This is a genomic window from Ruegeria sp. CDSA077 (assembly GCF_059612265.1).
Window position 1 is genome coordinate 212,447 of record NZ_JBXWQG010000004.1, and the last position, 14,101, is coordinate 226,547.

12 protein-coding genes are annotated in these 14,101 nt (G+C 54.2%); 7 read left to right on the forward strand and 5 right to left on the reverse strand.

All coding sequences use genetic code 11. The annotated features are described in order from the left end of the window. The first annotated feature begins 342 nt into the window (after window positions 1-342). On the forward strand, window positions 343-651 hold the full coding sequence (locus AC2FLE_RS11715; RefSeq protein ID WP_496697254.1) for a DDE-type integrase/transposase/recombinase: 309 nt from the start codon (window positions 343-345) through the stop codon (window positions 649-651). Here AC2FLE_RS11715 and AC2FLE_RS11720 read toward each other — a convergent pair. The 3 genes from AC2FLE_RS11720 to AC2FLE_RS11730 all read right to left on the reverse strand — a co-directional run bounded on the left by AC2FLE_RS11720 (window position 562) and on the right by AC2FLE_RS11730 (window position 4,354). Next, a complete protein-coding gene (locus tag AC2FLE_RS11720) occupies window positions 562-1,449 on the reverse strand; it encodes a LysR family transcriptional regulator (protein ID WP_496697198.1) in 888 nt (295 codons plus the stop codon). The two genes, AC2FLE_RS11715 and AC2FLE_RS11720, sit on opposite strands and share 90 nt — an antisense overlap. A 459-nt stretch (window positions 1,450-1,908) precedes the next feature. Then, the gene (locus tag AC2FLE_RS11725; protein ID WP_496697200.1) at window positions 1,909-2,976 is read right to left on the reverse strand and encodes a ParB/RepB/Spo0J family partition protein; all 1,068 of its coding nucleotides are present in this window, start codon (window positions 2,974-2,976) and stop codon (window positions 1,909-1,911) included. Next, window positions 2,969-4,354, reverse strand: coding sequence for an AAA family ATPase (locus tag AC2FLE_RS11730; RefSeq protein ID WP_496691397.1), 1,386 nt, complete (start codon window positions 4,352-4,354; stop codon window positions 2,969-2,971). Before AC2FLE_RS11730 ends, AC2FLE_RS11725 begins: the two co-directional genes overlap by 8 nt. A 580-nt stretch (window positions 4,355-4,934) precedes the next feature. Here AC2FLE_RS11730 and AC2FLE_RS11735 point away from each other — a divergent pair. Beyond that, window positions 4,935-6,194, forward strand: a complete 1,260-nt coding sequence (locus AC2FLE_RS11735) for a replication initiation protein (protein ID WP_496697202.1) — start codon at window positions 4,935-4,937, stop codon at window positions 6,192-6,194. 38 nt (window positions 6,195-6,232) lie between these two features. Here the strand turns inward: AC2FLE_RS11735 and AC2FLE_RS11740 are convergent, their stop codons facing one another. Both AC2FLE_RS11740 and AC2FLE_RS11745 read right to left on the reverse strand, forming a co-directional pair. Continuing rightward, on the reverse strand, window positions 6,233-8,539 hold the full coding sequence (locus AC2FLE_RS11740; RefSeq protein WP_496697203.1) for a Tex family protein: 2,307 nt from the start codon (window positions 8,537-8,539) through the stop codon (window positions 6,233-6,235). A 64-nt stretch (window positions 8,540-8,603) separates the two neighbouring features. Continuing rightward, the gene (locus AC2FLE_RS11745; RefSeq protein WP_496697205.1) at window positions 8,604-9,626 is read right to left on the reverse strand and encodes an Ldh family oxidoreductase; all 1,023 of its coding nucleotides are present in this window, start codon (window positions 9,624-9,626) and stop codon (window positions 8,604-8,606) included. Between the two features lie 157 nt (window positions 9,627-9,783). On the opposite strand from AC2FLE_RS11745, the gene AC2FLE_RS11750 reads away from it, so the two are divergent. The 5 genes from AC2FLE_RS11750 (at window position 9,784) to AC2FLE_RS11770 (ending at window position 14,100) form a co-directional block, all read left to right on the forward strand. After that, window positions 9,784-10,629: a helix-turn-helix transcriptional regulator gene (locus AC2FLE_RS11750; RefSeq protein WP_496697207.1), complete on the forward strand. Its 846-nt coding sequence runs from the start codon at window positions 9,784-9,786 to the stop codon at window positions 10,627-10,629. 210 nt (window positions 10,630-10,839) lie between these two features. Continuing rightward, window positions 10,840-11,466, forward strand: a complete 627-nt coding sequence (locus tag AC2FLE_RS11755; protein ID WP_142640307.1) for a hypothetical protein — start codon at window positions 10,840-10,842, stop codon at window positions 11,464-11,466. 73 nt (window positions 11,467-11,539) lie between these two features. After that, the gene (locus AC2FLE_RS11760; RefSeq protein ID WP_282021702.1) at window positions 11,540-12,139 is read left to right on the forward strand and encodes a hypothetical protein; all 600 of its coding nucleotides are present in this window, start codon (window positions 11,540-11,542) and stop codon (window positions 12,137-12,139) included. A 23-nt stretch (window positions 12,140-12,162) separates the two neighbouring features. Continuing rightward, window positions 12,163-12,756, forward strand: a complete 594-nt coding sequence (locus tag AC2FLE_RS11765) for a hypothetical protein (RefSeq protein WP_282021701.1) — start codon at window positions 12,163-12,165, stop codon at window positions 12,754-12,756. Window positions 12,757-12,792: 36 nt separating this feature from the next. Further along, window positions 12,793-14,100 carry a hypothetical protein gene (locus AC2FLE_RS11770; RefSeq protein WP_496697210.1) on the forward strand — a complete coding sequence of 436 codons (1,308 nt, stop codon included), beginning with the start codon at window positions 12,793-12,795 and terminating at the stop codon, window positions 14,098-14,100. Window position 14,101 lies beyond the last annotated feature (1 nt).

The window sequence follows — 14,101 nt, forward strand, 5'->3', positions numbered from 1 at the left end:
GCCGGTTTAGTCACGTGGAATTTTTCCTGCAGGCTCTGTCGCAAACTTTTCAACTTGATTGCCTAGAATAACCCCGACCGGCATGATGCGTGAGTCAATCTGCAAAGCGGACGCTCAACACGCTCTCGTTCAAAGGATGCCATTCTCCAAAGCACATCGTTGTTCACGCAATCTACTTTTACTCACGATACTCAGTGCCTTAACGCGACCTGGAGCAGATATTGGCTGAGCGGGGCGTTGCGGTTGATCATGTGACAATCAGCAGATTGGGTGGTGAAATTCTCGCCCCAGGTCAAGATTGAGACGCATAAACGTAAGCGCCCTGGTGCAGTTTCATGGCGCATGGACGAAACCTATCTCAAAGTGCGCGGCCATTGGATGTATCGGTATCGGGCGGTTGATCGCGACGGCGAAACCCTTGATTTTATGCCGTCTGAAAGTCGCGATACCGCGGCGGCCAAGCAATTCTTCGCGGAGGCATTGGCCAACAAAGGCATTCCGTTGCAGATCGTGGTCGACAAAACCGCCCCTCTCGCTGCAAAATCTGTTTTCATTCCAAGATCAAACATCTTCTTTAAACTGGTTACGCAACCAGTCCACAAAGATCTCGACCTCTGGTCGTACAGCTTTTTTGGAAACAGGTTGCATTAGGAAATGTGCATCCGGGTGTGGCAACGGTTTGCCGGCAAATCGAACGCCCGCGGCGAGCCCGTTTTCGGTATTAACCAGTCGCGAGAACACTAGGGCATAGCCACCGCCACTCGCGACAAGTTGCAGCGCAGAAATGGTTGTGTCTACCAAGTATTGCGGGGCGTCTTGCGGCTTGGTGCAATCATATGCGCTCAAGTATCTTTCCCAATGGCCTTCATGGCCTAATATGTGAACAAATGGACCAGACAGCAGATCCTGCACTTGCTTTGCACTGTTCTTCCGGCCTTTAGCGCATATCGGGACAATCGCTTCATCAGAGAGTTTCTCGGAGAGTGCGTCGGTCCAGTTGCCACGACCCAAGCGCAGCTCTACGTCGATCTCTTCTAAATTGGTGGTCTCTGTCCAGATATTTGTCACAAGGCGAAGATTTATCGTCGGGTGGTCTTTCTTGAACGACGGAAGACGGGGCGCAAGCCAAAGTGAAGCGGTCGATATCGGCGCTTTGATCGTAACTGTCTTCGTCGCCATCGACCCGAAAAGGTTTGCCGAGGCCATATCGATATCAGCAAGTGCCTGCCGGACAGTTGAACAATAAGCCTGACCAAGCTCTGTGAGAGACAGGTGTCTTGCGCGCCTCACAAATAACTTGTGCTGCAACTGCTGTTCCAATGATCGGATGTGCAGGCTGACGGCAGCCTGCGTCAGCCCCAATTCGACACTTGCACTGGTAAAATTCAGATGTCGGGCCGCGGCTTCAAAGCTACGCAGCCAGGTTAGACTTATCTGGTTGGACGGCATTTACCACCAAGAAAAATTTGCGATAGCTCGGTTTATTTATCAATTTTCTTTTAACAGCAAGTTCCCAAATAGGGTCTGGTTTTGTTCTTTCACTCGACCAAGAGATGCGGACATGACTGAAAAACATAAATCAGCAGGTAATTGGCCCATCAATCTATCTGAGAAACCGACAGTTCTATCTGCGGTTTCGCAGATGAAACCGGTGATCAGCCGTGACCAAAGCGGGTTCGAGAGCTGCTGTTCTTGGCGTTGCAATGTAACCGTTCAACTTAGCGACATCAGCATTTACCCAAATTCCTCTAGCGAGCACCTCCAAAGGATCTTGAATTCATAATGATCATTTTTTCCACATTTTGATCATTACCTTGACGGTAGTAGAATTCACCTCTGCTAACCAATCCAGTCGGCTCTTTGATTTGTTTGGCGACGAGACCGACCTATCCCGGTCTCGTCAAAGGACTAACCTAGATGGTTGCCAATCTGGTCGATCAGTTTTTGAGCCTCATCAACTGAAATTTCCCGCCCGCGTATCCTGAGGCGGAGTTCCCCAGATGTCACCTCCGCCTGAATTGTGCCGCCTGTGGGAATGATAACCGGTGTCAAGCGTTGCACCTGCTGCGGGCGCCCGCCGCGCGATTTAGCTTTTTCCGCGTCCGGCACGCCCTTGATCGCAGTTTCAAGCAGACCCCATTCGGATTTGGAATCCAACGGGCCGGCGCCAGCCAATGCCTGACGCAATCTGGTTTGTGCCCCGTCCCGCAATGCCGAAGCAAGCTTGAGCCCGGCCTTTTCTGACAACGACACGGGGTGCTGCAGCAGATCCCCCAACGCTTCATGCACCATAGCAAAGCTACGGACCTTGGACCGTTTGGCTTTGGACGCTGCAGCAAAAAGCACATCGACAGCGGCCTCGGTTGAAGCAAAAACCCCCTGCCCCGCCGCGAGAACCGCGACGCGCCCGCGTTCATAAGGGCTGAGGTTAGAGCGCAACTCATTCTCTTCCACCATCGAGACGTAAGCGCCCTGCCCTGTTCCAGCCTCACGGACAAATGCAGGAATCTCGGTGAACCGAGCATCACTTTGGGACAGCCGTTTGAAGGCCTCCAGACGCCGATAGCCCGAGATCAGGCCAAAACTGTCACCGACCCGGCTCACCTCGATTGGCGTTCTCAAGCCGTGAACGCGCAGCGATTCCAACAGTTCCGCCATGGCTTCTTCGTCTTCTACCATCCGGTCACGGCGGATAAAATCCGGATCAATCTGATCCAGCGATATTTTTTCCGCAATCAAACCGGCGGTTTGTGCATCGCGCCATCGAGCTGCATCACCTTGGTCTTGGGCCAAAGCGACTCTGTCTGTCACGGACGCCATGCCACCCAAGGTAGCGGCCTCCGCCGCAACCTGAGCTATTGGAGGTGCGGACGAGCTTGCTTCAAACGGGCTGATCGACGGTTTCGCGGCGAAACCCGCTTCAAGCTGTTCGAGCTCTGTTGTGTCCGGTGCGGTCAGTCTTCTGCGTTTAGCCATCTGCCTCTCCTCCCATCTGAGCGTCGCGCCACCAGCAACCGATCAGGACTTCTTTGAATTCTGCGTAAGTCCGGTCAAACGTTTCCCGACCCCGAACATACGTATCCCGGTTAAAATCACGGTAGTCGGCTTCGTAGATCCCATTCACCTGTTCACCAGCCTGCCCGACCAAAGCAGTATAGTCCTGCCGGTAGGCATTCATGAAATCCCCGAAATAGGCCTGAATTACGTTCGCCATGTCTGTTTGCTGACTGGCATCAAACCGGGTGATGATTGCGCGTACAACATCCCATTCGAACTTGAGCTCAGGCAAGCCAGCTGCGCGTTGTGCCGTGTTTTCACCATCCTCGATACTGGCGAAGGTCGTATAGAGCATGTCGAAGAACCGACCCGTTGAATCAAACTCCAGAAACGAAGCTCCAAGCGGAACCAGAAGGATATCTGCAGCAGCCAGTGCATTGATCGTAAGGTACCCAAGTGCAGGAGGCGTATCGAGAAAGACGATGTCATAATCGTTGAGGATACCTTCATCTTCGAGGAAATTGGTCAGGCCGTCCCACAAAGGCCAACTTCTCAGCCCCATCCTCCACACTGGGATCTGGAACTCGGCCCAGTAAAGGTTCAACTGCGCACCTATCAGATCAATATTTGGCCAATGGGTGTTCTGAATTACATCGCCAGGGGTCGTTTTAAGCGCCTCTTGCAAGGTCTCATCCAATGGAATTTCAGGTTGACCCGCCGCATTGCGCACGCGGTTTTCCTCCTGCACCGCCCGAGCATAGTCCTTCGCGATCAAGGGGAACACAGTTTGCCATTCATCTGCGACGGACCCGCCAAGGATCGACGTCATGGATCCTTGGCTGTCGAGGTCGATTACCAGAACCTTGTACCCGTCCAAGGCGGCGGACATGGCCAGATGGGCGGCGGTCGAGGTTTTTCCAACACCGCCTTTGAAATTTGCAACGGAAACAACCTTTGCCGGAAGCCCTTCAGGCCGGTAGGGAAGATACTCCTTCGTGCTGACGCCTTCAGCCGCAAAATGCTGGCGCAAGGTCAGGACCTCTTCCAAAGTGAACCATTTTGAACCGGCTTCTCCTTCGCCTTGAGGAAGATCAGGATGTGCTTTGAGGACACGGCGGAGATGCGCAGGTGCAACCGGAATTAGGTACTTAGTTATTTCCCAAATTGAAAACCTACGCAGCCGCTTTTCCCCATCAGGAGCATAACCTCGGCGAGCAAGATCCTCACGGCCTTTGGCGCAGAATGCCGCTGCTTTTGCGAATCGAGAGGTTCCTATAGGATCAGGTAACTTCCCGGCCGCTGTTGCGGGATCAAGATTCAGATATGGCGGTAGCGGAGGTTGGTTTGATTTGTTCACTGTCGTTGCCTCAGAAGATGTTCGCCTTAGCGGCGTATATTTAGGAATGTAGCGAACATTATCTTCTAAAGCTATCCTGCGATCGGAAGTTTTCCACAGTTTTTGCGCGCAAGGCTGGGTTTCGCCACGAAACTCTAAAAAAATGAGAGAGCACGCCAACAAAGAGTTTATTATTTATAGAGTCTTTAAGAGATTTAGATTAAGAATATGGTAATTATAACAACAAGGTAGATCACCTTAGGGACCCATTTACAGTTCCTAGGGTATCCGATTCCGGGATCAAAGGTGCCCAGATACGGGACCAAGGGAACCATTCGACAGGAACAAGGGCACCGATTCGCAGGGACGTGGGTCTTCGACGCTATTAGACACTTACAAAGCCGTTTCTAGTACGTTCGATCCTGTCAGAGTCGTTCCTATGACGGGTTCGCGATGATGGGTCTGGGGATAAGTTTCGGTATATCTGTTTAGGGTACCCGTTTTCGGGATGAGCCTGATCCTGTATTTGGGCACCTAATAGAAGTTGATTGATAGGTACCTTTCATGGCAGAAATGCAAAAAAGAGCAGTCAGGCAGAATCATGCCGGAAACACAAATAGACATGGATCACCTTTCCGGAGCCTTGCGAAGGGAAACGGTGAAAAAGAACGTCGCCGCGATTCACATCAGCGGTAAGTTGACATTGCTTCAGCGAAAGCTGTCAAATGTCCTGCTTCTCAATGCCTATGATGCGCTGACATCTGCACAGACCCATACCATCGATGCACGAACTCTGGCGATGATGGTCGGCTATAACTCGAACGATTTTGATACCTTGCGTGCAAGCCTGCGCGCCCTGGCCGAGACTGTCGCTGAATGGGACATGTTGGATGAGCAGGGGCGTCAGGAATGGGGTGTTTCCTCTCTGCTGAGTTTTGCCAAGCTCAAGAATGGTGTTTGTGAATATGCCTACTCACCGGCGCTTGCGCAGAAGCTGTATGATCCCAAAATCTATGCGCTGATCAACGTTCAGATTCAGCGCAACTTTAGTTCTGGGCACGGATTGGCACTGTATGAAAACTGCTATCGCTTTGTGCGCATCGGGTCGACAGGTTGGTGGGCCTTGGACGTGTTTCGAAAGCTCATGGGTGTAGATGGCAGCGACTATTATACCAGCTTCAAACATCTCAACGCTAAGATCATCAAGCCGGCGGTTGCCGAGGTGAACAAAAGCTCGGACATTCTGATCGAACCCGAGTTCCAAAAGAAAGGCCGGACGGTCACCGATATTCGCTTTCGGATTAAGGGAAACCCGCAAAAGGCGATGTTCGAAATTGATGACAGCGACGGTGCTCGGAATATGCAGGTGTACACGAAGCTACGTGATCAAGGGGTCTCGGACCGTTTGGCCCGACAGTGGATTTCCGAACATGGTGAAGACTACGTCGCGCAGAAACTTGATTACGTAAGGCAAAAGGGCGGAGTGAAATCCACATTGGGCTATCTGTCGGCCGCATTGCGCGATGACTATCAGCCACCTGAACCGGAACAGCCAGCGAAGCCCAGCCCCGAAGCACTGGAAGAAGCGCAGGCGAGGCAGGCCCAAGTGGCGGTTGAAGACAAAGCCTATGCCGAACGGATAGCCGAGCGGGAGGAGCGGGCGCGGAAACTCTCGATCGTAGAAGAGCTGGTTTCGCGGCGAAACCCGACACAGAGGGACGCAGATAAAAGACTGTTTCTTGCCGGTCTAGACAACGACCTGGACCGCGAGCATTTCCGAGCGCATGCGTGGCGCTCGGGGCTGAATGCAACCGCAATCTTCGAATTCTGGCAAGAGCTAGAGCCAGACGCTTTCGACTGATCGCGGTAAGGGCAGGGGGGTGCACACCCTGTAGCAGATTATTGTTTTTTGAACGCAGATTTCAGTGCATCTGCAAGCGCCCCCTGCTGCGCATTATTGCCGTTTTTTGCGCGTTGCGATTCTTTTTGTTTTGTATGGCTTTGCCGCGTTTGGTCGCTGCTTTGAACGCGCTTTTGCCGGGTTTCAATGCCACCATCCTTGCGCATCGTCAGACCGATGCGTTTTCGCGGCGCATCCACCTCGACGACCCGTACCTTAACTACCTGGCCGGTTTTGACGACATCATGGGGATCTTTGACAAACCGATCTGCCAGTTGGCTGATATGCACCAACCCGTCCTGATGAACACCGATATCAACAAAAGCGCCGAATGCCGCGACATTGGTAACTGTGCCCTCCAGGGTCATTCCAGGTTTCAAATCGCTGATCTCTTCCACGCCATCAGTGAACGAGGCAGTTTTGAAATGTGGCCGGGGATCACGACCGGGTTTTTCAAGCTCGGAGAATATGTCCTGAACCGTGGGCAGGCCAAAACTGTCGTTGACAAACTGTTCGGCGCGCAGGCCTTTCAGGGCGCCTTCATTCCCCAGGATTTGCCGAATATCCCGCCCACATGCGGCGACAACGCGTCGGGCCACGGAATAAGCCTCGGGGTGCACGGAAGACGCATCAAGGGGCTCGGCCCCATCGCGTATTCTCAAAAAGCCTGCGCATTGTTCGAACGCGCGGGGACCAAGGCGCGCCACCTTCAGCAACTCTGAACGAGATTGAAAGGCACCATTCATGTCGCGGTGCAACACGATGGATTCTGCCAGCCCCGGGCCCAACCCGGACACATGCGACAGCAATGGGGCAGAAGCAGTATTCAGATCAACGCCAACGGCGTTCACAACGTCTTCAATGACAGATGCCAATGATTGCGAAAGCTTATATTGATCCACATCGTGCTGATATTGCCCGACCCCAATGGATTTGGGTTCGATCTTGACCAGTTCCGCCAAGGGGTCCTGTAAACGACGGGCGATTGAAACTGCGCCCCTAAGGGAAACATCCAGGTTCGGGAACTCTCGGGCGGCCAGTTCGGATGCGGAATAGACCGATGCTCCGGCTTCCGAGACCACGACTTTGGTGGGAGGAGTGACGGTTTTGGGCAAATCTCCGAGCGTGTCGCCGACCAGCTTTTCGGTTTCGCGGCTGGCTGTTCCGTTGCCGATTGCAACAAGCTCAATGCCGTGCTGGGCGATCAGACGCAGGATTGTGGCCTGCGCGCCTCGAAGGTCATTCTTGGGTTGGAACGGGTAAATTGTTTCAGTTGCAACCACTTTGCCAGTTGCATCGACAACCGCTGCTTTGACACCTGTTCGTATTCCAGGGTCCAGCCCCAAGGTTGGGCGGGCGCCAGCTGGCGCAGAGAATAGTAAGTCTTTGAGATTGCGAGAGAAAACAGAAATCGCCTCATCCTGGGCACGGCTGCGGAGCTCGGCCATCAGGTCAACCATCATCGTCAGCGAGAGCTTTACCCTCCAGGCCCAACCGGCCACCTTGCGTAACCAAGTATCGGCAGTTGAATCCGTGCGGGTTAGCAGATGTGATGCGACGATAGCTTCCGCCCGAGCAGCGCCGGTCTCGGGGTCCGGCGCGATGTCCAATGTCACGATACCCTCTTTTGACGCGCGAAGCATCGCCAAAGCCCGATGAGACGGCGTTTTGGCCCACAGCTCGGAATGGTCGAAATAGTCACTGAATTTCGCGCCATCCTGTTGTTTGCCATCAATCACCTTCGAGGTCAGCAGCGCCTCGCGCTGCATGAAGCTACGCAGTTCGCCTAACAGGGTGGCGTTTTCGGTTAGTCGTTCGGTGACAATGTCGCGGGCACCGTTCAGGGCATCCTTGCCGGTCGGAACAGCCTCGGACAGGTAGGATTGGGCAAGGATATCGGGATCGACAGACCGGTCTGCAAGAATTGCGTCAGCCAGAGGTTCCAACCCGTTCTCGCGTGCGATCATTGCCTTGGTGCGCCGCTTGGGTTTGTAGGGCAGGTAGATGTCTTCCAGCTGTGCTTTGGTGTCAGCCAGCGCAATGGATTTTGCAAGATCGTCTGTCAGCTTGTCCTGATCCTTGATCGAATTCAGGATGGTTGCGCGACGGGCGTCCAATTCGCGCAGATAGGTCAGGCGTTCTGACAGGGTGCGCAGTTGGGTATCGTCCAAACCGCCTGTCGCTTCTTTGCGGTAGCGCGCAACAAAGGGCACAGTCGCGCCTTCGTCCAACAATTTTACTGCGGCCCCTACCTGATCGGGTCGGGCGTTGATCTCGGTGGCGATGGTGCGGGCGATGCGGTCCAATGGGGCCTCCTGACAGTCGTTCGGAGAGACTTCTTAGCCAGCTGCTTTGCTGAGGGGAAGGGGGCTAAATCCGTTGGGCCAACTCTTGCAGATCGTCGTAGAGGGTTTTGGCAATCTTTACATATCCGCGTTCCGTGTTACGGGCCCGGGCGGCAAACCGGCGTTGGGATGGCAGGCGCGCGCCCTGATCGGTGATGTCAGCGAACAGGCGTTCTGCCCTTGCATCGTTCGGGTCTATGCGGCCACCGCTGAAATGCCCCGGATCGAAGGCCAGAAGGATTTCACCATGATAGGGCGCGCCGCCTGAGTTGCCGGCAAACTCCATGCTTTCCAGGCTGGTCAGGTCGTCGATCAGCGGACCGGCCAAGAGTTCGATCATGATGGACAGGGCCGAACCCTTGTAGCTGCCGAAGGTCAGCATCGCACCCTCCATCGCAGCCTGCGGATCGTTGGTTGGGTTGCCGTCCTTATCGATTGCTACGCCATCGGGCAGGGGCTTGCCTGCGCGGCGATAGAGTTCGATTTCGCCACGGGCAAAGGCGCTTGTTGCGAAGTCAAAGGTGAAGGGATCCTTGCCTCGTCGCGGCCAGCTGAAGGCCAGCGGGTTGGTGCCCAACGAACCGCGGGTGCCGCCGGCAGGGGCAACCCAGGAATGGCTTGGTACCATCGCCATCGCTGCAAGGCCGACAGCAGATAGCCGCTCCACTTCGGGCCAGAGGGCAGAGAAATGAAAACAGCGATTGATGGCCATGGCTGCAATACCATGGGTTCGGGTTTTCTCGATCAGAATTGGCAGTGCCTCATGAAATGCCAGCAGGGACATACCCCCGCGAGCATCGACCCGAACGATGGCGTTATCTGATTGGGTAATGGTTGGCGCGACATTTCCGTCAATCTTGCCTGCCTTCATGGTGTCATTGCACATGAACAGTCGGAACAGGCCGTGCGACTGGCAATCATCAATCTGACAGGTGACCAGCATATCCGCGATGGCCGCTGCATGGTCCGGCCCGTATCCGGATCCGGACAGGATGTTCAGGCTTAGGTTTCGTATTTCATCCAGTGTCAGCTTGACCGCTTCGCTCATCTGCCATGTCTCCCATTGCGTTGGCAGAAGAAGGCATAGCTTGGTCTGGCTGGCAAGGAGAACCCTTGGCAATTTGCCATTCATTTATGGTTAATGCCGTATTGGATTGGTCTAATAATGCAATATGTGAATAAGTTAACAGAAGTTCCCAGACCTTTTGTACTCAATCGAAAGTTGTGGTGGCGGCACAGCGACTCAAGTTGATTTTTCAGATCAGCAGAGGTCGCACTCTGCGTGGCGCCCTACAAAATTTTCAGAAGTTTTTTGGATGGGGAATTTTATGCATAGTCCTTATGATCGTGACCGAGTGATCTGCTTGGAGTTTACACCGCGCCTTTTGTCCGAATTTCGCAGCATAGTTGAAAGGTCTATGGGATACCGCGTGTCGAACGATGCAGAAAGCACAGGCATTTCTTACCATGAAAAAACAATCGTTGTACGTCAGTGCCTGAAGCGTTTTGTGCCGGCCAATGCCCCAAAACCTGCCGGGTCGCATAAGCGCCAGCACAGTTTTGCACTGATCAACCTGGGTTTGTCGACGGCACGTGCCGAAGTATATTCGCAAGGATACAGCGACTATATTGCCTATCCATTTGTCACCAGCGAAATCCAGCACAGATTCAGTGCGGCGCAAGCATTGATGAAACAGGATGTCTCTGCCGAGTACTTTTCAAAAGATACGTTGGTCAATGCTGCTTGTAATTTCCTTTCTACCGAGCCCGAATTTGCCGGCGGCATTGACGCCTTGGCGCAAGTGGTCGGGTCAAACCGGAACACCTTGTCCAAGCGGTTCAAGGAAGAGTTCGGTGTTGGCCCCATGGCTTGGTTTCGGCGCTACAGGTTGAACTATGCAGCGGCCCTGGTTCTTGAGGGGCAGCACAGCATTCAGGACATCGCCTTCAAGGTTGGCTACGAGGATGCGAATAACTTTTCGACCGCGTTCAAACGGGAATTCGACGTCTCGCCGTCGGAGTATCGGCGCTATCGCAATTCGATGAACTAAGCATCACCCAAAACACGTCCTGGATGAGCATGCTCCTGCGCGCGCGAGGCTGGCCAAAGTGTGCACCGGTTACCGCGGGCAGGGGTCTAACAGTGCAAAGATCAAAGGAAATGATGATTCCTGCAAAGATCGAATTACAGAGTTCTCAGCTAGCATTGATTCACGATTTCGTCGTTCTCGACAAGAACCGCTAATGGAAGGAATCTGAAATTGGTTACCGAAAATATTCAACTCAGATTGGTCAATCACTCGGATGATGCCAATAATTCATCGATCGTTATTTTCCAGCAAAACGTGGCCGAAGATTTCGGCGAACTCGCTATCGCGTGGAAAGTCATCAAAAACCTGGGGCGGCTGGATTATCACCCCTTCAAATACCCGCTGAAGTTTCAGGTTTCGGCCTCGGACAGCTATGGGAACTATACGCCGCAGATGACGGCCTATGACGGTCAGGCCTATGAAATGGTCAAAGACACCAGCGGGGATATCTTGCGCCTGGCCAAAACCCCGGCAACGTCGCCGAATGAGGTCGAGCTGCGCAACAATCTGACCATGGGATCGATCAACGCGAATATCTATCGCGAAGGCAAACTTCTGGCCGCCAAGACCAACCTTGCGCCGGGGCAGAAGGGCGTCTTTCAGTTCCACCCGACCATCTATATCGGCGTGGTGTCGCAGATCGAAGAGGGCCAGGTCATGGACTCGGCGATCATCAGTCAGATCAACACCGAGATCAATCTGTTCGGCATCCAAAGCGCTGATATCGTGATGTCGGGCGGCGGGCCTGGCAAAAACTCTACCCCCTTTGATTTCCAGCTGGCAAACATCAATGCGTAAACGCGCCCTGCGGCGGATTACTAGCCGCAGGATGCACACCGCTTGACGGAGCTATGGAAAGAGGAGGTGTGTCATGACCAAAACTGCCGACACAACAATCGCCCTAAAACGCAAACGGTCTAAGGGCGACGAAGACAGCGATCAGAAGGCTGCCGCTGATACCCCGACGCCGGTAAAGCCCGCGAATCCCAAAAAGCCGGATTCGAAACCCAAGGATGACGCGGACAAGAAAGACAGTTTGAAGCCCATCAAACAGGTTTGGCAATCTGGCGATTTCCATAAGACCGGGCGCAACAAGCCCCCCTATAACGGGCTTCAGATTTCGGTCCAGTACAAGGTGGACGATGCCGGGAAATTTGAGGACGTGGCCGTCACCTTCACGGATTTCACATATTCCAAGGACGGGGTTTCATCCAAAATTCAGGCTCTTGCGGTCAGTGATGGCTGGGTTGAAGTTCCCAAACCGGTCAAACCCAAGTCCAGCAGTGATACCAAGGCGTCAACGTCCAAGGGCGATAAGGGCAAAACAGATTTCACAGTGGTCGGCCACGTCAAAATCAGTGGCGAGCCGGATGGAAAGTTCTTGAGGTTGCGTCTGAAATCCGGCCTGGAGCCGGGGTTTCAACAGCTTGGTTTTATCATGAGGCTGTCGCCGCCGCCGTCGAGTTCATAACACAGATTCGTCAGGGTGGCGCGATGACAACCCAACTCGTATTTGAGAACCGATCATTAAACCCCAATGTGCGCAGGGTTGGCCTGTTCTGGGACTGTTTGGATCACGACCAGCACATTAGGCCGTTAACCTGGCAGGTTGTTCTGCAATGCCCGTATCGCTGGTACCGAAGCTTTCAGATTGACCTGACCCTGTCGGTCAGGTTCGTCACCCGCGAGGGCAATATCTCGCCCGATGTTCTGGTGGATCGCAAAGTTGTCTGTGGCGAGGCAACGATCGAACCCCGGCGCAAAGGCGACGGGATTGACCTGACCATCACGGTTCCAAAAGGGCATCGGTTGCACAAGGTGCAGGTCGTGCGCTGCGGCTTTCCCCTGACCGAAACCCGCCTGCCTTTGCAGGGAGAATGCGTGCTCCGGGCTCCGGACCGGCTGAACTTTGCGGCCGATATGACAACGCGGCAGGGTTTTCGGATCGACCGCCGGGAAATAGGTCCGGGTGTGGCCAGTTTTGATCTGCACCAGGTCCAGGCAATGCGCGTCGCCATGTATGGCGGCACGCCGGGTCCGAATTCCGATCCGATCAATTTTGTTGGTTACGACATTCAATATTCATGACGCCCAAAGCGGGCGAAACTTTGGAGGAGTGAATTGATGGCTTACAGACGTACATCCGGAATTCTGACCGACGGCGGTGCCGATCCCAAGCTTGAGGCGGACTATATTGTTGCCGCCGCCATCGTAGGTCATTCGATCGAACAGATCCGCGCCAATGTCGATGTGCAGTTTTCAATGGAACCTTCTGACGAGATGCCCAGGCCCGACAAATGGTCCCGCGAATGGGATCAGCTTCAGCAAGCCGCCCAGAAAATCGGACAGCTGGCCGCTTTGGAAATCGACATGCAGGGCCATTCGGTCAGGGCAGGGACGGCCGTCGATCATAAAACCGGCGCTGTGATCGTTGGGGTTTATGGTTTGGCCGGGCATGAGCCTCCGACCGAGGGCGATATCCGCCACCCCGAACACCACCTCAGTGACAAGGGGCAGGTGCTATATGATGAGATCAAGCAAAGGGATCGCGACCCCGCTTATCAGTATATCGGGCTGGGGGCCTATACCGGGTTTGTCGATAACGGAAATGTCGAAGGCGACACCGATCCGGTCGGTCCGATGCCAAGCGCGCGGTTCCATATCCCTGATCTGGATGCGGGCGATCATGACGACAATATTTTCGAGGGATGGTACCCTCGGTGGTTGCCGCCCGAGGATTCTGCCCTGTGGAACCCGCGCGTTCGTCGCGATACCCATGACCATGACTGCGTTGGTTGGGGCATCATTGGCGGCGATCTGGCGCAGGATGCTCCGAAGGAAGGGGAACCCGACCACGGGGCGACAAACCGGTCGGACCAGATCACCAATATCATGCGCTTTGATCAGGGTATGAATTTCGTCGATGAAAGCGGGGACGAAGGCGTTAAGGGTTATACCCATGGCATGATCCAGGCGATCTACAAGGCCTATCATCTGGGCCCGCATTGCACGCCTTATGAAATTACGGTTGGTGACTGTACCACCAAGCTGGCCTCGTGTTTTGGCTGTACGATGTTCATGACCGCCAATGGCTATCCGCCCACCTCGACCCATCTGGGGCGCGCCGAAAGCTGGGTGCCACTTTACGAGCCGTACAAGCCGTCGACCTCACCTAAAACCGAGCGGATCGTGATCAACGACCTGAACGCCAGCTTTGCTGCCTATTGCGACAAGGTTCTGCGTACTGGGATGCGCGCGCTGAGCGTCGAAAATATCGCGGGTGCCTATGACCACTGCCCGGCTGCGCTGGAGCATGTACTGGGCGGGCATTATTCTGCGGATAACCGGGTTGCGGTCTCTCTGTTTCTGGATGCCCTGACTGTTCATGACCGCGAGCTGAGCCGCGTCCGTCGCGTATTGGGTTTGGACTAAG